The organism is Bradyrhizobium sp. 23AC (assembly GCF_054863025.1).
The window spans coordinates 128556-147352 of sequence record NZ_JAVAYN010000015.1 but is presented as its reverse complement, the minus strand read 5'-3'; the positions used below and the strand labels follow the sequence as shown (position 1 = coordinate 147352).

The window sequence follows — 18797 nt, the reverse complement described above, 5'->3', positions numbered from 1 at the left end:
GCCAAGTTCGGGCGCACATCTACCATTCGAGGAGCGCTCAGTATAGAGCGCCGGGGAACGATCATGGCCAAGCAGATCAGGCTCAACGCCTTTGCGATGAATTGCGTCGCGCACCAGTCGCCGGGTCTGTGGACCCATCCGCGCGATCGCACCGCCGAGTATAACCGCCTGCCCTATTGGATCGATCTTGCCAGGACGCTGGAGCGCGGCCGTTTCGACGGATTGTTCCTCGCCGACGTGCTCGGCGTCTACGACGTCTACGGCAACAGCCCTGACGCGGCCTTGCGCAACGCAGCACAGACGCCGTCGAACGAGCCGCTGCTGCTGCTCTCGGCGATGGCCGCGGTGACGAAAGACCTCGGCTTCGGCGTCACCAGCAATCTGTCGTTCGAGCCGCCCTACCCGTTCGCGCGGCGGATGTCGACGCTGGATCATCTCACCGAGGGCCGGATCGGCTGGAATGTCGTCACCGGCTATCTCGACAGTGCCGCGCGTGGCGCCGGCAAGGACAAGCAGACCGGGCATGACGACCGCTACGACATCGCGGACGAATATATGGAGGTGGTCTACAAGTTATGGGAAGGGAGCTGGGAGGACGACGCCGTGCTGCGCGACCGCAAGCGCGGCATCTTCACCGATCCCGCCAAAGTCCATCGCGTCAACCATGAGGGCGCGAACTATCGCATCAACAACACCATTCACCTCAGCGAGCCGTCGCCCCAGCGCACGCCCGTGCTCTACCAGGCCGGCACCTCGCCGCGCGGCCGGCAGTTCGCGGCACGTCATGCCGAATGCGTGTTCATGTCGGGACCGTCGGCCAAGATCATCGAGCCGCGCGTTTCGGCGATCCGCCAGGAGGCCGCCGCGGTCGGCCGCAATCCGGCTGAGATCCTGATGTTCAACATGATGACGATCATCCTCGGCAACACGGAAGCAGAAGCTGCGGCGAAATATGCCGACTACCGATCCCACATCAATCCGGAAGGCGCGCTGGCCCTGATGTCGGGATGGACCGGCATCGACTTCTCCGGCTACGAGCTCGACCAGCAAGTGCGTCACGTCCAGAACGATGCCGGTCGCAGCGCACTCGACAATGTCACCCGGGGCGATCCGGACCGCGTCTGGACCGTGCGCGACGTCATCGAGCATGTCGGCATCGGCGGCGCTGGCCCTGTCGTGGTCGGCACGCCGGAGATGGTCGCGGATAAGATCGAGGACTGGTTCGAGAAGACCGATGTCGACGGCCTCAACGTTGCGTTTGCGGTCTCGCCCGGCGATTTCGAGGATATCGCCGACATGCTGGTGCCGGAGCTGACCAAGCGTGGCCGGTACAAGCCGGAATATGCGAAGGGCACCCTGCGGGAGAAACTGTTCGGCGAAGGCCGCGCAAGGCTCGATGCGCCGCATCCGGCGGCCGCGTATCGCGTGGGGAGGATGGGGTAGTTGCCACACAGTTGCTGTCATACCCCGGCTTGACCGGGGCATCCAGTACGCCGCAGCCTCTCGGCTCAATCGCTGCCGTCTCTGGAATACTGGATCGCCCGATCAAGTCGGGCGATGACAGCGGAGTGCCTGGTGAGCACCAATCACGGTGGACAGAGCCTGCCCTACACCTTCCCGTCCACCATCACCTCGATCAGCTTCGTCCCCGGCCGGCCAAACGCCGATGCCAGCGTCGCCTTCAGTTCGCGGGGATCGCTCACCTTGATCGCCTCGCAGCCGAGCGCCTTGGCGACGCCGGCGAAATCCACGGGCGGATCGACGAAATCCATGCCGACATAATTGTCGTCGCCATGGAAGGCGAGCAGTCGCTGCTTGATGATGCGGTAGCCGCCATTGTTGGCGATGACGACGTTGAGCGGCAGCTTGTGATGCGCCGCGGTCCATAGCGACTGGATCGAATACATCGCACTGCCGTCGCCCGAGAAGCACACGACCGGGCGGTCCGGATTGGCGATGCTGGCGCCGACCGAGGCCGGCAGGCCCCAGCCGATGCCGCCTGAGGCAAGACCGTGATAACCGTAGCGATCGCGATGCGGCCGCAGCGCCGTCACTTGACGGCTGGAGGTGAGGCCTTCGTCGACGAGAATGGCGTTTTCCGGCATGGCCTCGACCATCTGCAGCACTAGAAAATCCGGATCGATCGGCGCACGTCCCCCGCTCTTGCCGATCTGCTCGACAAGCGCCGCGCGGCGTGCGGTCCAGTTCTTCGGCGCGATCTCGGCGAGGCGCTGCTTGGCGCGGCTCGCCAGTGTCGCGCCACCCATCTCCTTCAGCACCGGGATCAGCGCGCGCAGCGTTTCCTTCAGATCCGCCTTCAGGGCGATCTCGACGCCGTAATTCTTGGCGATCTCCCAATCGGCGAGGCCGATCTGCACGATGCCGAGTCCGTCAGGCAGCGCATCGACCTCGCTATAAACAGACATCCGCAACGGATCGCCGCCAAGCGCAATCAGGAGATCGTATGGCGCGAGCGTATCGCGCGCGACCTTCTGCACGCGTGCCAGCGTGCCGACAAAGCTCGGGCTCTCCGACAGGAAGTGCGAGCCATAGGGCGTCGAGGACTGGTAAGCCGCCGCGCCGAGCAGTTCGGCAAGTTCGGCGGCCTCCTTCAGTGCATCGCTCTTGACCACCTCGTCCATGGTGACGATGACGGGGCGCTCCGCCCTCAGCAGCCGCGCGGCAAAAGCCCTGAGCGCTTCGTCCGACGGCCTTGTCCGCGCGTCGATGCGGGTGGAGCGGCCGAGATCGATCCCCGCTTCGCTGTTCAGGATGTCGCCGGGCAGCGAGATGAACACCGGACCGGTCGGCGGCGTCGTCGCGATCTTGGCGGCACGGCGCATGATGCGCGGCAAATCCTCCAGCCGCGTCACCTCCACCGCCCACTTCACCAGCGGCTCGGCCATGCGCACCAGCGGCCCATACAGCACCGGCTCCATCAGGCCGTGGCCCTGCTCCTGCTGGCCGGCGGTCAGGATCATCGGCGTGCCCGTGAAATGGGCGTTGTAGAGCGAGCCCATCGCGTTGCCGAGGCCGGGCGCGACATGAACGTTGCAGGCGACGAGTTTTCCCGAGGCGCGGCTATAGCCATCGGCGATCGCGACCACCAGGCTCTCCTGCATCGCCATCACATAGGTGAGATCGGGATGATCCTTCAGCGCATGCATGATCGGTAGCTCGGTGGTGCCGGGGTTGCCGAACAGATGCGTGATGCCCTCGTCCTTGAGCAGCGCGAGAAAGGCGGAGCGGCCGGTGATCTTGTTCTTCATGTTTCCTCCAGGAGCGGACGTTGCCGCAAGGACGACGCCATGATGGCCGAAGTCGCGGGAGGCGCGCAAGGAAGCGTGGTCATGGCTGCGTTGCGCGGGCGCACAAACCGCGCTCTCGTGTCCCGGACGCGACGCAGCGCGCAGCGGTGCGGCGTGGAGCCGGGACCCAGTTGCTCACCGCATTCTCCGCCGCATGGGCCCCGGCTCAGCAGCGCGGCACTCCGCGCCGCACTGCGTCCGGGGCATGAGAGTGGAGCTACATTTCCTCCCGCCCCAGCTCGAACGGGTCCTCGCCACCTGCCCGCTTCTTCTTTTTCGAGCGCTGCCAGACCACGCCGGGGAAGCCTTTCAGCGGCACCAGCGGCTCGCCGGTATAGGCCCATTCCTGCAGCTCCTCGATCGCGATGTGATAGAGCGGCTGGCGGCCGGTGCGCTCCATGAAGAGCGCACGCGGGATGTTGACCATGTGCGGACCGCGCGGACGTTCATAGGCAATCGGCGTGCCGCAATGCGAGCAGAAGCTGCGTGCGGTCTTGGTGGCCTTGTCCTCGTAGCGCGTGAGCGCCGCCTTGCCTGACGTGATGCGAAAGCGCTTCTTCCAGCTGCCGACATAGGTCGCGTAGGCCGCGCCATGGGCGCGACGGCTGGCGGCGGAGTGATCGTGCCAGGCCCAGCGCGCGGGGATATCGATCTCGAAGGTGACCTTGCCGCAGAGGCATTGGCCGGTGGCGATCCCTGCGGCGGCTGCGGCTTTGGCCATTTGTGTTTTCCCTGCTGTCATTCCGGGATGGTGCGAAGCACCAGACCCGGAATCTCGAGATTCTCCGGTGCGCAATTGCGCACCATAGTTCGATGCTCCGCATCGCCCCGGAATGACGGAAGAGGTCAGGCCGGCGCCAATTCGTCATACACAGGATAATCCGTGTACCCCTTCTCCTCGCCGCCATAGAACGTCGCGCGGTTGTACGGCGTGATCGGATAATCGTGCTGCAGGCGGCGCGGTAGATCGGGATTGGAGATGAAGATGCGGCCGAAAGCGATGATGTCGGCATGGCCGTCGGCGATCGCCGCATTCGCAGTCTCGCCGGTGAAGCCTCCTGCGGTCATCAGCACGCCGCTGTAGAGCGGGCGGAACAGCAGCATCGCCGACGGCACATTCTGCCAGTTGACCTCGGCGCGACCCGAGCCGCTCGATCGTGGCTCGATGAAATGCAGATAGGCGAGACCGAGCTTGTCGAGCGCCTTCACGACATGGGTATAGAGCGGCATCGGATCGGGCTCGCCGGAATCGTTGGCGATGCCATGCGGCGACAGCCGCACGGCGACGCGGTTCGCGCCCCAAACGTCGATCGCGGCCTGCGTCACCTCGAGCAGCAGCCGGGCGCGGTTCTCGATCGATCCGCCATATTGATCGGTGCGCTGGTTGCTGCGTGATTGCAGGAATTGCTCGAGCAGATAGCCGTTGGCACCGTGGATCTCGACACCGTCGAAGCCAGCCGCGAGCGCATTCTTGGCGCCTTGCCTGAAGGCCTCGACGATACCCTTGACCTCGTCCGTCTCCAGCGCGCGCGGCGTCTCATAGTCCGAGATCTTGCCGTCGGCCGTCATCGCCCTCATGCCTTCCGCCTTGATCGGGATCGCCGAGGCCGAGACCGGCAGCTCGCCGCCGTGGAAGGAGGAATGCGAGACGCGGCCGACATGCCAGAGCTGGAGGAAGATGACGCCGCCCTTGGCGTGCACGGCATCCGTCACCTTGCGCCAGCCGGCGATCTGCACCTCCGAATAGATGCCGGGCGTCGCCGGATTGCCGCGGCCGTGCGAGAGCACCGGCGAGGCCTCGGCGATGAGCAGGCCGCCTTGCGTCGCACGCTGGCCGTAATATTCAGCGTTGAGCGGACGCGGTGAAAAGCTCTCGCGCTCGGCCCGCATGCGCGTCAGCGGTGCCATCGCGACGCGATGCGCAAGCTTGTACGGACCGACCTGCAACGGTCTAAACAACGCCTCGAATTTCATGCTGACCCCGAGTTTCTTTGGAAGGATGCGGATCATATAGCGAGGGGCGGCACCCGGAAAAGGCGCCGCCCCATAAAAGCAGATATTCCCTCCCGCGGAAGGCGGGAGAGAACAAGTGCTAGGCCGTCTTGATCCAGACGGACTTCACGTTGAGATATTCCTCGACATGCTGCTTGCCGGACTCGCGGCCATAGCCGCTCATCTTGTAGCCGCCGAAGGGCACGGCCGGGTCCATCGCCTGGTAGCAGTTCACCCACACCGAACCGGCACGCAGCGATTTTGCGACCGCATGCGCCTTGCTGACGTCGCGCGTCCACAGGCCCGAGCCGAGGCCGAAGGTGGTGTTGTTGGCGCGCTTGACCAACTCATCCATGTCCTTGAACGCGATCGCGGAGATGACGGGGCCAAAAATCTCCTCCTGCGCGATGCGCATGTTGTCCTGAACACCCGCGAACACGGTCGGCGAGACGAAGAACCCCTTCGACAGCGCGCCCTCGGTGACGCGGCCGCCGCCGGCGAGCGCTTTCGCGCCTTCCTTCTGGCCGATGTCGAGATAACCGGTGACGCGTTCGAGCTGCTGCTCGGACACCAGCGGCCCGATCTGCACGTTGGGATCGAGGCCGTTGCCGACCTGCAGCTTCTTGCCGAACTCGGCGACGCGACCGACGAACTCCTCGTAGATCGCCTGCTCGACGAACAGCCGCGTGCCGGCGCTGCAGATCTGTCCCGAATTGGCGAACACCGCCATCGCCGCGCCGGGCACGGCAGCATCGAGATCGGCATCCGCGAACACGATGTCCGGCGACTTGCCGCCGAGCTCGAGCGAAACACGCTTGAGGTTGCCGGCGGAGGCGCGGATGATCGACTGACCCGTGACGTGCGAACCGGTGAAGGCGACCTTGTCGACGTCATGATGCGAGGCGAGCGCCGCGCCCGCGGTCTCGCCATAGCCGGGCACGACGTTGACGACGCCGGGGGGAATGCCCGCCTCCATCGCCAGCTCGGCGATGCGCAGCGAGGTCAGCGGCGCCTCTTCGGCGGGCTTGAGCACCACGGTGCAGCCGGTCGCGATCGCGGGACCGATCTTCCAGATCGTCGCGGTGAGCGGCCCGTTCCAGGGAATGATGGCGCCGACGACGCCGATCGGCTCCTTCAGCGTGTAGGAGAAGATCTCGCCGGGCAGCGAGTTCTCGATGGTCTCGCCGTGGATCGCCGTGGTCTGGCCGGCGTAATAGCGCAGCATGCCGACGGCGCGAAGGCGATAGGCGCGGGTGCGGCTGAGCGGCGCACCCATGTCGAGGGTATCAAGCTGCGACAATTCGTCGAAATTCTTCTCGACGAGGTCGGCAAGCTTGAGCAGCAGATTCTGCCGCTCAAACGGTTTCACCTTGCTCCAGGGCCCCTCGAAGGCGCGGCGGGCGGCGGCAACCGCACGATCGATATCTTCCTTGTCGCCCTCGGCGACGGTTGCGAGCAATTCGCCGGTGGCAGGGTTATGAGTCTCGAAGCGCTTGCCTGAGGCTGCGTCGACCCACTTCCCGTCGATCAGCATCTGTTTATAGGACCCATTCGCGAACGGATGGCGCGTGATCGGAATAGCCTGCGACACAGCCATGGCTGCACTCCCTGTCAGGTGATTGATTGGTTCGATCTGCGCGGGATCGTTGGGATGAAGGATACAGCCGTGCCGGATAGGCGTAAAGGCAGCGCCAAACGAAGACCTCCCATGCCAACTTGTGCAGGGTCGGATTGTTGCCATGTTATAGCTCGACGAAGAGTCCTCCCCGGAGATGATCCATGTCCCATCCCGCCATCGTCAAAGACAATGTCGCCGTGATCACAGGCGGCGCATCCGGAATCGGATTTGCCGCCGCTGCGGCCTTCGCGCGCGCCGGCATGAAGGTGTGTATCGCGGACGTGGACCGGGAACGGCTGGCGGACGCCGCAACAAGACTGTCATCCGTCACGTCTGCCACAAACGTGATGACCTTCGCCGTCGACGTCAGCAAGGCCGAGAGCGTAACGGAACTGGAACGCGCCGTGGCCGCGCAGTTCGGCGGAACGGACCTGCTCATGAACAATGCCGGCATCCAGCCGGGCAGCACGCTGTTCGGCGAACCCGACAATTGGCAGCGCGTCATCGCCGTCAACATGTGGGGCATCATCAACGGCTCGCGCATCTTCGCGCCCAGCATGATCGCACGCGGCAAGACCGGCCTCATCATCAACACCGGCTCGAAGCAGGGCATCACCACGCCGCCGGGCGATCCCGCCTACAATGTCTCCAAGGCCGGCGTGAAGGCATTTACCGAAGCGCTCCAGCACGAGCTGCGCAACACGAGAGACTGTCGCGTCACGGCGCATTTGCTGATCCCCGGCTTCGTCTTCACGGGCCTCACCGCGAAGGGACGCACCGAAAAGCCGGCCGGCGCCTGGACGCCGGAGCAGACGGTCGATTTCATGCTGGCACGGCTGGAGGTGGGCGATTTCTACATCCTGTGCCCGGACAACGACGTGCCGCGCGCGCTCGACGAGAAGCGCATGCAATGGGCCGCCGGCGACATCGTGGAGAACCGGCCGCCGCTCTCGCGCTGGCACCCGGAATACGCGGATGCGTTCACGAGGTTCGTGGAGGGGAAGTGACTGTCAGACCCTCATGGTGAGGAGCGCGCCCTTGCGCGCGTCTCGAACCATGCAGGCCCGGCTGCAGCAGCCCGGCCTCGATCCTTCGAGACGCCCGCTTTCAGCGGGCTCCTCAGGATGAGGGTTGGAGTGTTCGCGGCGCGGCAAGTTCGCGCAACCGCCCTACAGCGTCTCTTGCTGGTGCCCGCAATTCTTGCAAGCGAACTTGACCCGGGTCTGGCCTTTCTCCGCCTGGACCCGGTTCGGCGCGCCGCACTTGCCGCAGACGGCCTCGATGCGGGTCGCGCCCTGCTTGACGACGATGGTCTTCTTTTCCATCGATTCGCGGATCAGGCGCTCGGCCTCCTCACGCAGCGATTGTTTCGACAAAGCTCGTCTCCGCCTCTGGAAAGCGCGAGAGCCATAACGCACCTGCGTTCGAAGTACAATGCGGGATGCGGATCGGAAGGCCCGATCAAAACGTCATTCCGGGTGATCGCGGACGCGAGAGCCGCGGAGCGACGCTCCGCGGCTCTCTTGCTCGTCGTCCGATTGGCGCAAGGCACATTTTTCAAGCCGCCTTGGAGACCTCCATCAGCAAACGCTCGGCCTTGGCATCCTCGATGCGGTTCACCAGCCGGCTGCTCTCGTGATTGTCGCGCACGGTCTTGGTCAGGGTGATACAGGTCTGGATCAGCATGACGATGCCCATGGTGAGATAGCCCTTCATCCAGAGGTCGATCGGCAGGAAGAAGATGCCGATCGCGACGAGGAACGCGGAGGCTGCGAAGGATGCGTAAGTGAAGGTCACCCAGGCGCTGCTATGGGGTTGGCCGTTCTGGTTCATGATGGTCTCCTGTTGGTTCGAATGATGATGGGGTTGAGGATCAGGCAGTCGGCGCGCGCTTGGACTTCAACCGGACCAGCACGTCGTCCGCAGTCGTCTTCAACCGTGGGCCAAAACCCTGCTCGGCGAGTCTCTCGGCGGTGGCGAGCGGACCGGTGGCCGCATCGAGCTCGACCAGCGCATCATCGGCGGCCTGGGTTTCCATCTGCCGCTCGCGCAGGCGCCGCAGGGTGCTCTCCGCCTCCGGCAGCGTGGATTCGTAAGGGCGTGCCGCCTCGATGCCGCTGCGGCGGAGCGAACGTACCGCCTCCGAGGCGCGGGCGACGCGGCGGCCGCGATCGAGCTCGGTGATGCGGGCCTGCGCGGTTGCGACGTGCCGCTTCAGCCGGGCGATCTCGGTCGCGAACAAGGCGCGGGCCGTCATCGCCGCATCGCGGTCGGCCTCTAGGCCTGCGATGGCTTCGGCAGCGTCCCTGGCGAGATCCTCGCGGCCGCCGTCGAGCGCCGCAACCGCGCGCGTCTCGAGATCGGCAATGCGGGCGATCGTCGCCTCGAGCTTGCGGCCTTCCTGCTGATCCTGCGCGATCGCCAGCGCCAGCGTCCGCTTGCTGCGTTCGACGGCGGCTGCCGCATCACGCATCTGCTGGTCGAGAATGAGGAGGGCCGTGCGGTCCTCCAGCTCTTCGCCCGCGGCGGCCACGCTGCCGCGGAAAAATGTCACGACGGTCTTGAACATCTGTTGCTCCCTGTTATGAGCGTTGCTCACAAGTACTTTGTAGCAACAACCTTGAACATTGTTCAAGAGAAATTTGAGCGGCGCTCAAGAATTTGACGGACACATGTCTAAAGCCTTGGAACGGCGAGAGAAACTTCGATCCGCGCTCATCCTGGCGGCGGAACGGACGATCGCAGTCCGTGGGTTGTCGGGGCTGAAAACCCGCGATCTCGCCCGCGAGATCGGCTGCGCCAATGGTGCGGTCTATAATCTCGTGGCCGATATGGACGAGCTGATCCTGCGTGTCGGGTCGCGCACGCTGCTCCGGCTCGACGAGGCGCTGAGCGCGGCGGAAAGTGCGGGCGCCCCCTCGCCGCAGGAGGCGCTGGTCCGCATCGCCATCGCCTATTGCGATTTCGCGGCCGAAAATCTCCAGCTCTGGCGCGCGCTGTTCGAGCACCGCATGGAGGCCGACAAGGTCGTCCCCGACTGGTCCGTCGCGGATCAGATGCAGCTATTCCGCCATATCTACCAGCCGCTGGCCGCGCTGTTTCCAAAGCGCGGCCCGGAGGAGCTCGGCATCACCGCGCGCAGCCTGTTCTCGGCGGTCCATGGCATGGTGGCGCTGGGGTTGGAGCAGAAGCTGGTCGCCGTGCCGCTGCCGGCGCTGCGCAAGGAAATCGCAGGCCTCGTGCGCGCGATGATCGACGGACTGATCGCGCGGGCAGCATAGAGCCGCGCAACAGCGCGATCGTAGAGATCTCGCCGGCACCAACGAACCCGTAGACGCGCTCCGCTTCACTCCTTCGCGCAGCACCGCTTCTGAATCTCGACGAGAGTAGGAACGAACATTCCGAGGGTCGGTTGACGCGCATAGTTTCCCTCAGAGCGCGAGCCCTCCCATGTATCACCACGTCAAAAAACTGATGTTCACCGTGCGTGTCGACGAACCCGATCCCCGCTTCGGCAATATGCTGCTCGAGCAGTTCGGCGGCGCCAACGGGGAACTCGCGGCTGCGATGCAATATTCGATTCAAGGTTTGAATTGCGAGGACCCCGACCGCAAGGATCTCTTGATGGATATCGGCACCGAAGAGCTCAGCCATCTCGAAGTCGTCGGTTGTCTCGCGCGGATGCATCTTGCGCCTTCGAAGAACGACCGCCAGGCGGCAGAAGCCGATCCGCTGATTGCGATCGCCGGCGGCGGCGGCGTCAACCTGTTCAATTCGCAAGGCAATCCCTGGACCGCCGACTATCTCAAGATCACCGGTGAGCTCGACGTCGATCTGCGCAGCAACATCGCCGCCGAGGCGCGCGCGAAGATCGTCTATGAACGGCTGATCAATTTCTGCGACGACGCCGGCAGCAAGGACGCGCTCCAGTTCCTGATGACGCGGGAGATCACTCATATGAAGGCGTTCGCGCGAGCGCTCGAAAGCCTGTCGAAGCCGGCCTTCAGCGTCGGCAGGATCGCGCCGACGCCCGGCCTCGTGAACCAGTACTTCAACGACTCCACCGGCAGCGGTGACCACGGCGAAATCGACACCCGCGGCCCCTGGAACGAGGGTGAGGACTGGGTGTTCACGGAATCGCCTGCGCTGCAGTCCGCCGATCTCGGTGCCGGCACGCCGATCGTCACGGAGAGCTCACCGCCCGTCGACGAAGCCGGCCTGACCGATCTCCTGCTCCATGAACTGCGCGACATTCTCCATGCCGAGAAGCAGCTGACCAAGGCGCTTCCCAAGATGGCGCAGGCCGCCCGCTTCGACCAGCTGCGGGAATTGTTCGAGCAGCATCTGGCCGAGACCGAGAATCAGATCGAGCGCATCAACGAATGCTTTGAGCTGCTCGGCGAGAACGCGCGCGCCAAGCCCTGCAAGGGCATGATGGGCCTGATCGAGGAAGGCCAGGAGGTCATGAAGGAAGGCGAGGACAAGGAAGACGCAGCCGCCGACCTCGCGCTGATTTCTGCGGCTCAACGCGTCGAACATTACGAGATGTCCGGTTACACCACCGCGCGCAACCTTGCGCAGCAGCTCCGGCATAGCGCAGTGGTCGCCCTGCTCGCCAAATCCCTCGCCGAAGAGGAAAACGCCGATCTCCTGCTCAATCAGGTCGCGCGATCGCTAATGTCGGTTGCGAAGATGCCTGCCGCACTGGAGCAGGCCGAATAGGAGACGCCTGGCGCGCGCAGACGCACCGAATGAAACCGCCTCGCGCCGTCGCGCGGCGCGGCCGGCCACGGATACGGTACGATCATTCGTGCCGGTGGCACACACCTTGCCTCTCGATACCGGACCATTGCCGGACAGGAGGCCCCCATGAGCAGTTCACCCTTCCATATGAGCCGCCGCAGCGTGGTGCTCGGCGGCGTGGGTGCCGCCGGCATCAGTGCCGTCGCCCCTTCCTTCGCCTGGGCGCAGGGCCGGAGCGAGACGCTGCTGGTGGTGCAGGAGCTGGGTCCGAACTCGCTGGACATGCAGGGCGTCGGCTCCAACCAGACCGTGAACGGCCTGTCCTGGAATTGCTACGACCGCCTGCTCTCCTACGCCTCCAAGACGCTGCCGGACGGAACGCTCTCGTATGATCGCGAGAGGCTCGCACCCGAACTCGCCGAGAGCTGGGAGGTCGCGGCCGACGGCATGTCCTGCACCTTCAAGCTTCGCAAGGAGGCAAAATTCCACGACGGGACGCCGGTGACGGCCAAGGACGTCAAATGGTCGTTCGACCGTGCGGTGAAGGTCGGCGGCTTTCCGACCTTCCAGATGTCCGCGGGATCGCTGGAAAAGCCCGAGCAGTTCGTGGTCGTCGACGATCACACCTTCCGCATCGACTATGTCCGCAAGGACAAGATGCTGCTGTTCAACGTCGCCGTCGTGGTGCCGTTCATCATCAATTCCGAGCTGGCGAAGAAGAATGCGACGGCCGAAGACCCGTGGGCGCTGGCGTGGCTGAAGAACAACGAGGCCGGCGGCGGCGCCTACAGGATCGAGAGCTGGAAGCCCGGCAGCGAGACCGTGCTGGCGCGCTTCGACGACTGGAAGAGCGGACCGTTGCCGAAGATCAGGCGCGTGATCGCACGCGACGTTCCCTCCGGCGGGACCCGCCGCGCCATGCTGGAACGAGGCGATGCGGACTTGTCGAGCGGCTTTGCGCCGCGGGATTTCGACCAGCTCATCAGGGAAGGCAAGGTCAAGGTGTCGGGCGTGCCCATCCCGAATGCGCTCTGGTACGTTGCTCTGAACACCGCAAAGCCGCCGTTCGACAACGTCAAACTGCGGCAGGCCATCGCCTGGGCGATGCCGTATGAGCAGATCAAGAGCAGCGCGTTCTTCGGCCGCGCCGTTCCCATGTATGGCGGCGCCGCCGACGTATCAAAGCCGGTCTGGCCGCAGCCGTTTCCCTATGTCACTGATCTCGACAAGGCCAAGGCGTTGATGAAGGAAGCCGGCTTCGCCTCCGGTCTGGAGACGACGTTGTCGCTCGACACAGGCACCGCGACCGTCGGCGAGCCGACCGCGATCCTTATCCAGGAGAACCTCGCCAAGATCGGGATCAAGGCGGGAATCGAAAAAATCCCCGGCGCGAACTGGCGCACGACGCTGAACAAGAAGGAGCTGCCGCTCGCACTCAACCGCTTCAGCGGCTGGCTCGATTATCCCGAGTATTACTTCTACTGGAATTTCCACGGCAACAACTCGATCTTCAACATCTCCTCCTATCAGAACAAGGAGATGGACGCGCTGATCGACAAGGCCCGCTTCACCGCGGACGCGATCGAGTACGACAAGGCGGTAAAGGATTTCATCGCGCTCTGCATCCGCGACCTGCCGATCGTTCCGCTCAACCAGCCGATCCACGACGTCGCCATGCAGAAGGGCATCAGCGGCTACGAGTTCTGGTTTCACCGCGAGCCGGATTACCGTCAGTATGCGAAAGGCTAGTCCTGACGGGCGAGGCTGATCCCGCCCGAGCCTGCGCGTGCCTGCTCGATCGGAAATCCTCTTTCCAGACGCGTCGCGCTTGCGCGCAGCATCGCCGCATCGAGCCGGCCCTGCCGCATGCCGTCCAGAGCGCAGGCGAACACGCGGTAGAACTGCGTTCCGTCATAGGCGACCAGCAGCAGGTCGACGCCGGCATTGATCGCCTCGACCACGGCCTTGCAGACGTCGTTCTGGTAGATCGCCCCCATCACGAGGTCGTCGGTCATCACCACGCCCCGATAGCCCCATTTGTCACGGATAATGCCGTCGACGACGCGCTTGGAATGCGAGGCGGCGCGGTCGGGATCTACCGCGGTCAGCGTGACATGCCCGACCATCAGCGCGCTGCGCGAATGCGACAGCACCTCGCGGAACGGAAGCCAGTCGGTGGCTTCCAACTCCCCGACCGGTGTATCGAGATTGGCGCTGAAATGATGCGTGTCGGTGCGCACGCGGCCGATGCCCGGGAAATGCTTGAGCGTGGCACCGACGCCGGATTCTTCCAGCCCGCGGACATAGGCGCTTGCGATCGTGCTGACGACAGCAGGATCGGTCGCAATTGCGCGCTGGCCGATCAGCGTGTGGAAATCGAGACGGTTGCGCCTCGCAGGCGGCTTGAGGTCGAGCACCGGCGCGAGATTGAGGTTGACGCCAAGCGCACCGAGCTCGTGTCCGTGAATGCGGCCGAACTCTGCGGCCTTGGCCTGCTGGTCGTCGGGGGCCAGCCCGGTGAGCGTCGCCAGCGCCGGCACCTTGGTGAGCGGCGGGGCAAGATGCCCGACGATGCCGCCTTCCTGGTCGGCAGCGACGACCAGCGGCGGCAGGCCCGCCCCGCGCCGCTTGTCCTGAAGCGCCGAGATTTCAGTCCGCAGGGCCTCGACGCTCCGGCCCCGGATGTTGTGCCGGGTCACATAGACGCCGCCAATCAATCCCTGCTCGGCCAGCCGCGCGACCTCAGGAAACGAGGAATAGCCGACCATGAAATGAGGCCCGAGCTGTCGTGCCTCGGCGGCACTTGCGCCGAGAACGTCGTGCTTGCGCAGCTCGAACTTCAGATGCGCCGCGGACATCAGAACCGGCGGCAGGCACCAGAGCGTGACCAGCAGCTTGCCCCCGATAGTACGCCAACGCCCCCTGCGCAGCAGGAGGAGGACGATCACGATGCTTGCGACGACAAGCGCGATGTTTCCCGCGCCGCGCAACGGGACCAGATAGGGATCGTTCTTGTTCGCGGCCGCGAATGCGACCACAGGCGCGGCAAGCCAGAGCAGGATGAGACCGATACGGCGGAGGAATTGCATGATGCATCACGCGCTGGGAGTGGCGATGCTTCGCACCTATCAAAGCGATTTGCGCCGGGCGAGAGGCAAAAGCGCACCTGCACGAAAACTGCAAAAGACTCCTGAAACTGTGCAGACGATGATCCCGGCTTCTGCACAAGCACCGTTCAGACTTCGTGATGCCACCCATCACGAAAGGTCTTCCGGATATGACGAGCCTGGCTTCGACGATAGCATCGGACCTCCAGCCGCTCGGGCATTCCTCCATTCCGGCCAAGCTCGGCCTCGCGCTGGCGCTGGCCGCACTGGCGGACTGGCTGTTCTATGGCCACCGGATCGGCCTATCGCTGGCCCTCTTTGCCGTCGCCACGGCTTGCGTGTCGGTGCTCTTCAATCAAGCGGCCCTCAACTTGCGGCGCGCCCTGATCGGCACAGCCATTCTCGTCGTCGGCCTCGCACCGGCCGTCGAGGAGGTCAACCCGCTCTCGTTCCTGATCCTCATCGCGTCGCTGGCGATTGCGCTGCTGCTCGTAACCAATGCGGAGACGACCGGGCTCGCCGACCGCGTCCGCGCGCTGCGCAACTTCGTCCTGCTCGGTCCCTTCAGGTTCTTCCTTGATGCGCCCCAGGTATTCAACGCGTCGGCGCTGACCCGCGGCATCGCGCGCTGGCTGCTCCCTGCAGCACTCAGCACGGTCTTCGTCGCGCTGTTCGCCGCGGCCAATCCGGTGATCGAGCAGTGGGTGTTTCTGCTCAATCCGAAACTCATCCTCCAATATATCAGCATCCCGCGCGTACTGTTCTGGGCCTTGATGCTGGCGCTGGTCTGGCCGTTCATCCATGTGCGCTGGCGCAAGACGATCGTCACCACCGCCGTCGCGGACGGACCTGTGCCGCCGCCGCTCCCGCCTGTGGTCTCTGCGGAGTTTCTTGGTCCCTCCACCATCCTGCGCTCGCTGATCCTGTTCAACCTGCTGTTCGCGGCGCAGTCCATTCTCGACGGCATCTATCTCTGGGGCCATATGGCGCTGCCGGACAATCTGACCTATGCGGGCTACGCGCATCGCGGCGCCTATCCGCTGATCGTAACCGCCCTGCTCGCCGCGGCCTTCGTGCTGGTGGCGATGCGCCCGGGCGGGCCGGCCGAGAAATCGCCAGTGATCCGGCCGCTGGTCTATCTCTGGGTCGGGCAGAACGTGCTTCTCGTCGCCTCCTCCATCCTTCGCCTCGACCTCTACGTCGACATCTACATGCTGACTTACTGGCGGATCGCGGCCTTTATCTGGATGGGACTGGTCGCACTCGGACTGGTCCTGATCGTGACCCGCATCGCCCTCAATCGGTCCAACCAATGGCTCGTGGGCGTCAATCTGATCGCGCTCGCGATCGTGCTTTATGGCTGCTCACTCGTGAACTTCGATGCCTTCATTGCCGACTACAATGTCAGCCACAGCCGGGAAGCATCGGGCAACGGCGTGCAGATCGACATCGACTATCTCCTGACGCTCGGACCGCAGGCACTCCCCGCCATCGACAGGGCCATCACGCTCCGGCCCGGCGCCGGCGAGGGCTGTCTTGTGTCCCGACGCGACCGCCTTGTAGAACAGCAGCGCCAGGATCTGGCTTGGCGGAGCTGGGGCTTTCGGAGCTGGCGGCTTCAGCGCAGGCTGGACGCGCAGGCGAAAGATCAGTCCGGCAGCCGGCCGGCAGGGTGAGCGGAGACTTTCTTGGCGCATCGCATTCTCATCGTCGACGACGAAGGCCATATCCGCGAGGTCATCCGCGTTGCGCTGAAGAAGGCCGGCATGGACGTGATCGAGGCCCGCGACGGCAAGGAGGCGCTCAGCCGCTTTGCCGCCGACAGGCCCGATCTGATCGTGCTCGACATCGGCATGCCTGAGTTCGACGGCCTCGATGTCTGCCGCGAGATCCGCAAGACGTCCGACGTGCCGATCCTGTTCCTGTCGGCGCGCGACGAGGAGATCGACCGCATCCTCGGCCTCGAGATCGGCGGCGACGACTACGTGACCAAGCCGTTCAGCCCGCGCGAGCTGGTGGCGCGGGTCAACGTGATCCTGCGCCGGCTCAGTCCGCGCAATGGCGAGATCAAGGCGGGCCCGGCCGCGCTGTCGCAGGGCGGCCTGCTGATCGATCCAGAGCAGCACGTCGCGACCTTCGCCGGCACGCCGCTGAAGCTGACCGCGATCGAGTTCGGCATCCTGCGCGCGTTCCTGACCCGGCCGACCTCGGTCTTCAACCGCGAGCAATTGATGCGGGCGGCCTATCAGCTCAACATCCAGGTCTCCGACCGCACCATCGACAGCCACATCCGCAACATCCGCGCCAAGCTCGCCGCGCTGGCCTGCGACAACGCGATCGAGACCATCCACGGCGTCGGCTTCAAGCTCGGCCGCTGCGAGAAAGCGGCATGAGCGCGGCACCCGACAAATGGCGTCCCTCGCTCGCCCTCGTGATCTTCACGGTGCTGACCACCGTCGGCGTGCTGCCGCTGGTCGGCCTGTTCTTCTTCCGCCTTTACGACAACCAGCTGATCCGCCAGACCCAGGCCGAGCTGATCGCGCAAAGTCGCGTGCTGGCGACGATCTATGCGCAGGAGGTCACGGCCAGGCTCGATAGCGGCCTGACGCTCGGCGCCGAGGTGCCGCCGAACGTGCTGCCCGATCCTGGCGACCAGGTCACCCCGATCCGCCCCGCACTCGACCTCACCGCCAACGATCTGCTGCGGCGGCGACCGGATGCGCAAGCCGCGTCTCATCCGTCGCAGGCGGCCTATGTCGAGATCGGCGCAAGGCTGACGCCGATCATCCGCGAGACCCAGAAGGTGACGCTGGCGGGCTTTCGTATCCTCGATCCGCAAGGCGTCGTCATCGCGGGACGCCAGGAGGTCGGCCAATCGCTCGCCCATATCGAGGAGGTCGCCGACGCGCTGCACGGGCAATATCGCGCCACCTTGCGCAACCGCGTGCCGGACAAGCCGCCGCCGCCGATCTATTCCTTCAGCCGCGGCCTCGGCGTGCACGTGTTCTCGGCAATGCCCGTCATCGTCAACAACCGAGTCGCGGGCGTGATCTACACCACGCGGACGCCGAGCAACATCTTCGACCATCTCTATCAGGAGCGCGCCAAGTTCGTGCTGGCGGGGCTCGCCGTCATCCTCGGCACCATCGCGATCGGCCTCGTATTCTCGCGTACCATCACCCTGCCGATGCGCGAGCTGATCGACCGCGCCGCACGGATCGGCCGCGGCGACCGCGAGGCCTTTCAGCCGCTCCGGCATTACGGCACGCGTGAGTTCGCCCAGCTCTCGCACAGCTTCCTCGGCATGGCCGAGCAGCTGGCGCGGCGCTCCGACTATATCGCGACATTCTCAGCCCATCTCACCCACGAGCTGAAATCGCCGCTGACCTCGATCAAGGGCGCGGCCGAGCTGCTGCAGGATTCTTATCAAGGCAGGTCTGACGGACTGACGCCGGCCGAGCAGAAGACGTTCATCGCCAACATCCTATCGGACACCCAGCGGCTGGAGGCGATGGCGCAGCGGCTACGCGATCTCGCGCGCGCCGAGAGCCTGCCGCAGAACGAGCGTACGGAGCTGGCGCCTGTGATCGCCGACCTCAGAAGCCGGTTTCCGGCAAGCGATATCTCGGTCAGCGGCAGCCTCGACCGCCCCATCGGCATGTCCGCAGAGAAGGCGCTGATCGTGCTGTCGCATCTCGCCGACAACGCGATGCGGCACAAGGCTGGCACAATCAGGCTGGAGGCTGTGGACGAGCGCACGACTTTGCGTCTGACGGTGAGCAATGACGGCGAGCCGATCTCGGCACCGAACCGCGACAGGATTTTTGATGCGTTCTTCACCACCCGCCGCGACCAGGGCGGCACCGGGATGGGGCTTGCGATCGCGCGCGCGGTGATGGCGAGCCATGGCGGCTCGATCAGGCTCAAGCCAACCGACGAGGGCGCGGCCTTCGAGTTGCAATTCCCTGTCGCCTGAGGCGCGATGAGGTCATCGCCCCTCAGCTTTTATTTGGGCATGATCTGTTCGGA

16 protein-coding genes are annotated in these 18797 nt (G+C 64.8%); 8 read left to right on the top strand and 8 right to left on the bottom strand.

Annotation, left to right across the window (positions count from 1 at the left end; genetic code table 11):
• Window positions 1–63 precede the first annotated feature (63 nt).
• On the top strand, window positions 64–1443 hold the full coding sequence (locus RAD10_RS29030) for an LLM class flavin-dependent oxidoreductase (protein ID WP_461620184.1): 1380 nt from the start codon (window positions 64–66) through the stop codon (window positions 1441–1443).
• A 164-nt stretch (window positions 1444–1607) separates the two neighbouring features.
• Here RAD10_RS29030 and RAD10_RS29025 read toward each other — a convergent pair whose 3' ends face one another.
• The 4 genes from RAD10_RS29025 to RAD10_RS29010 all read right to left on the bottom strand — a co-directional run bounded on the left by RAD10_RS29025 (window position 1608) and on the right by RAD10_RS29010 (window position 6897).
• Complete coding sequence (locus RAD10_RS29025; RefSeq protein WP_461620183.1) at window positions 1608–3269, bottom strand: thiamine pyrophosphate-binding protein; 1662 nt, start codon at window positions 3267–3269, stop codon at window positions 1608–1610.
• Window positions 3270–3525: 256 nt separating this feature from the next.
• Window positions 3526–4029, bottom strand: a complete 504-nt coding sequence (locus RAD10_RS29020; RefSeq protein ID WP_461620182.1) for a GFA family protein — start codon at window positions 4027–4029, stop codon at window positions 3526–3528.
• A 125-nt stretch (window positions 4030–4154) separates the two neighbouring features.
• A complete protein-coding gene (locus tag RAD10_RS29015) occupies window positions 4155–5282 on the bottom strand; it encodes an alkene reductase (protein ID WP_461620181.1) in 1128 nt (375 codons plus the stop codon).
• A 118-nt stretch (window positions 5283–5400) separates the two neighbouring features.
• Window positions 5401–6897: an aldehyde dehydrogenase family protein gene (locus tag RAD10_RS29010; RefSeq protein ID WP_461620180.1), complete on the bottom strand. Its 1497-nt coding sequence runs from the start codon at window positions 6895–6897 to the stop codon at window positions 5401–5403.
• A gap of 182 nt (window positions 6898–7079) precedes the next feature.
• On the opposite strand from RAD10_RS29010, the gene RAD10_RS29005 reads away from it, so the two are divergent.
• Window positions 7080–7925, top strand: a complete 846-nt coding sequence (locus RAD10_RS29005; RefSeq protein WP_461620179.1) for an SDR family NAD(P)-dependent oxidoreductase — start codon at window positions 7080–7082, stop codon at window positions 7923–7925.
• Window positions 7926–8087: 162 nt separating this feature from the next.
• On the opposite strand, the gene RAD10_RS29000 is transcribed toward RAD10_RS29005, so the two are convergent.
• The 3 genes from RAD10_RS29000 to RAD10_RS28990 all read right to left on the bottom strand — a co-directional run bounded on the left by RAD10_RS29000 (window position 8088) and on the right by RAD10_RS28990 (window position 9487).
• On the bottom strand, window positions 8088–8294 hold the full coding sequence (locus tag RAD10_RS29000) for a hypothetical protein (protein ID WP_008145196.1): 207 nt from the start codon (window positions 8292–8294) through the stop codon (window positions 8088–8090).
• 181 nt (window positions 8295–8475) lie between these two features.
• Window positions 8476–8751 carry a YiaA/YiaB family inner membrane protein gene (locus tag RAD10_RS28995; RefSeq protein ID WP_014491840.1) on the bottom strand — a complete coding sequence of 92 codons (276 nt, stop codon included), beginning with the start codon at window positions 8749–8751 and terminating at the stop codon, window positions 8476–8478.
• 40 nt (window positions 8752–8791) lie between these two features.
• Entirely contained in the window at window positions 8792–9487 is a 696-nt protein-coding gene (locus RAD10_RS28990; RefSeq protein WP_461620178.1) for a PspA/IM30 family protein, read from the bottom strand.
• Between the two features lie 103 nt (window positions 9488–9590).
• Here RAD10_RS28990 and RAD10_RS28985 point away from each other — a divergent pair, with 103 nt between their 5' ends.
• The 3 genes from RAD10_RS28985 (at window position 9591) to RAD10_RS28975 (ending at window position 13410) form a co-directional block, all read left to right on the top strand.
• On the top strand, window positions 9591–10199 hold the full coding sequence (locus tag RAD10_RS28985) for a TetR/AcrR family transcriptional regulator (protein ID WP_461620177.1): 609 nt from the start codon (window positions 9591–9593) through the stop codon (window positions 10197–10199).
• Between the two features lie 169 nt (window positions 10200–10368).
• Window positions 10369–11640, top strand: coding sequence for a DUF892 family protein (locus tag RAD10_RS28980; RefSeq protein ID WP_461620176.1), 1272 nt, complete (start codon window positions 10369–10371; stop codon window positions 11638–11640).
• 147 nt (window positions 11641–11787) lie between these two features.
• A complete protein-coding gene (locus RAD10_RS28975) occupies window positions 11788–13410 on the top strand; it encodes an ABC transporter substrate-binding protein (RefSeq protein WP_461620175.1) in 1623 nt (540 codons plus the stop codon).
• Here the strand turns inward: RAD10_RS28975 and RAD10_RS28970 are convergent.
• Entirely contained in the window at window positions 13407–14750 is a 1344-nt protein-coding gene (locus RAD10_RS28970; RefSeq protein WP_461620174.1) for a glycoside hydrolase family 3 N-terminal domain-containing protein, read from the bottom strand. The two genes, RAD10_RS28975 and RAD10_RS28970, sit on opposite strands and share 4 nt — an antisense overlap.
• Window positions 14751–14938: 188 nt before the next feature.
• Here RAD10_RS28970 and RAD10_RS28965 point away from each other — a divergent pair, with 188 nt between their 5' ends.
• From RAD10_RS28965 to RAD10_RS28955, 3 genes are read left to right on the top strand one after another with little or no spacing between them, the layout of a single operon-like run.
• Window positions 14939–16444, top strand: coding sequence for a DUF4153 domain-containing protein (locus tag RAD10_RS28965; protein ID WP_461620173.1), 1506 nt, complete (start codon window positions 14939–14941; stop codon window positions 16442–16444).
• A 12-nt stretch (window positions 16445–16456) separates the two neighbouring features.
• Window positions 16457–17161 carry a response regulator gene (locus RAD10_RS28960; protein WP_461620172.1) on the top strand — a complete coding sequence of 235 codons (705 nt, stop codon included), beginning with the start codon at window positions 16457–16459 and terminating at the stop codon, window positions 17159–17161.
• Window positions 17158–18744: an ATP-binding protein gene (locus tag RAD10_RS28955; protein ID WP_461620171.1), complete on the top strand. Its 1587-nt coding sequence runs from the start codon at window positions 17158–17160 to the stop codon at window positions 18742–18744. The genes RAD10_RS28960 and RAD10_RS28955 overlap by 4 nt, the downstream gene beginning before the upstream one ends.
• The last annotated feature ends 53 nt before the right edge of the window (window positions 18745–18797 follow it).

What these genes read in the sequence shown, in the direction of transcription:
- RAD10_RS29030 (WP_461620184.1), top strand. Translation starts at nt 64, where the DNA reads ATGGCCAAGCAGATCAGGCTCAACGCCTTTGCGATGAATTGCGTCGCG.
- RAD10_RS29025 (WP_461620183.1), bottom strand. Translation starts at nt 3,269, where the DNA reads ATGAAGAACAAGATCACCGGCCGCTCCGCCTTTCTCGCGCTGCTCAAG.
- RAD10_RS29020 (WP_461620182.1), bottom strand. Translation starts at nt 4,029, where the DNA reads ATGGCCAAAGCCGCAGCCGCCGCAGGGATCGCCACCGGCCAATGCCTC.
- RAD10_RS29015 (WP_461620181.1), bottom strand. Translation starts at nt 5,282, where the DNA reads ATGAAATTCGAGGCGTTGTTTAGACCGTTGCAGGTCGGTCCGTACAAG.
- RAD10_RS29010 (WP_461620180.1), bottom strand. Translation starts at nt 6,897, where the DNA reads ATGGCTGTGTCGCAGGCTATTCCGATCACGCGCCATCCGTTCGCGAAT.
- RAD10_RS29005 (WP_461620179.1), top strand. Translation starts at nt 7,080, where the DNA reads ATGTCCCATCCCGCCATCGTCAAAGACAATGTCGCCGTGATCACAGGC.
- RAD10_RS28995 (WP_014491840.1), bottom strand. Translation starts at nt 8,751, where the DNA reads ATGAACCAGAACGGCCAACCCCATAGCAGCGCCTGGGTGACCTTCACT.
- RAD10_RS28990 (WP_461620178.1), bottom strand. Translation starts at nt 9,487, where the DNA reads ATGTTCAAGACCGTCGTGACATTTTTCCGCGGCAGCGTGGCCGCCGCG.
- RAD10_RS28985 (WP_461620177.1), top strand. Translation starts at nt 9,591, where the DNA reads ATGTCTAAAGCCTTGGAACGGCGAGAGAAACTTCGATCCGCGCTCATC.
- RAD10_RS28980 (WP_461620176.1), top strand. Translation starts at nt 10,369, where the DNA reads ATGTATCACCACGTCAAAAAACTGATGTTCACCGTGCGTGTCGACGAA.
- RAD10_RS28975 (WP_461620175.1), top strand. Translation starts at nt 11,788, where the DNA reads ATGAGCAGTTCACCCTTCCATATGAGCCGCCGCAGCGTGGTGCTCGGC.
- RAD10_RS28970 (WP_461620174.1), bottom strand. Translation starts at nt 14,750, where the DNA reads ATGCAATTCCTCCGCCGTATCGGTCTCATCCTGCTCTGGCTTGCCGCG.
- RAD10_RS28965 (WP_461620173.1), top strand. Translation starts at nt 14,939, where the DNA reads ATGACGAGCCTGGCTTCGACGATAGCATCGGACCTCCAGCCGCTCGGG.
- RAD10_RS28955 (WP_461620171.1), top strand. Translation starts at nt 17,158, where the DNA reads ATGAGCGCGGCACCCGACAAATGGCGTCCCTCGCTCGCCCTCGTGATC.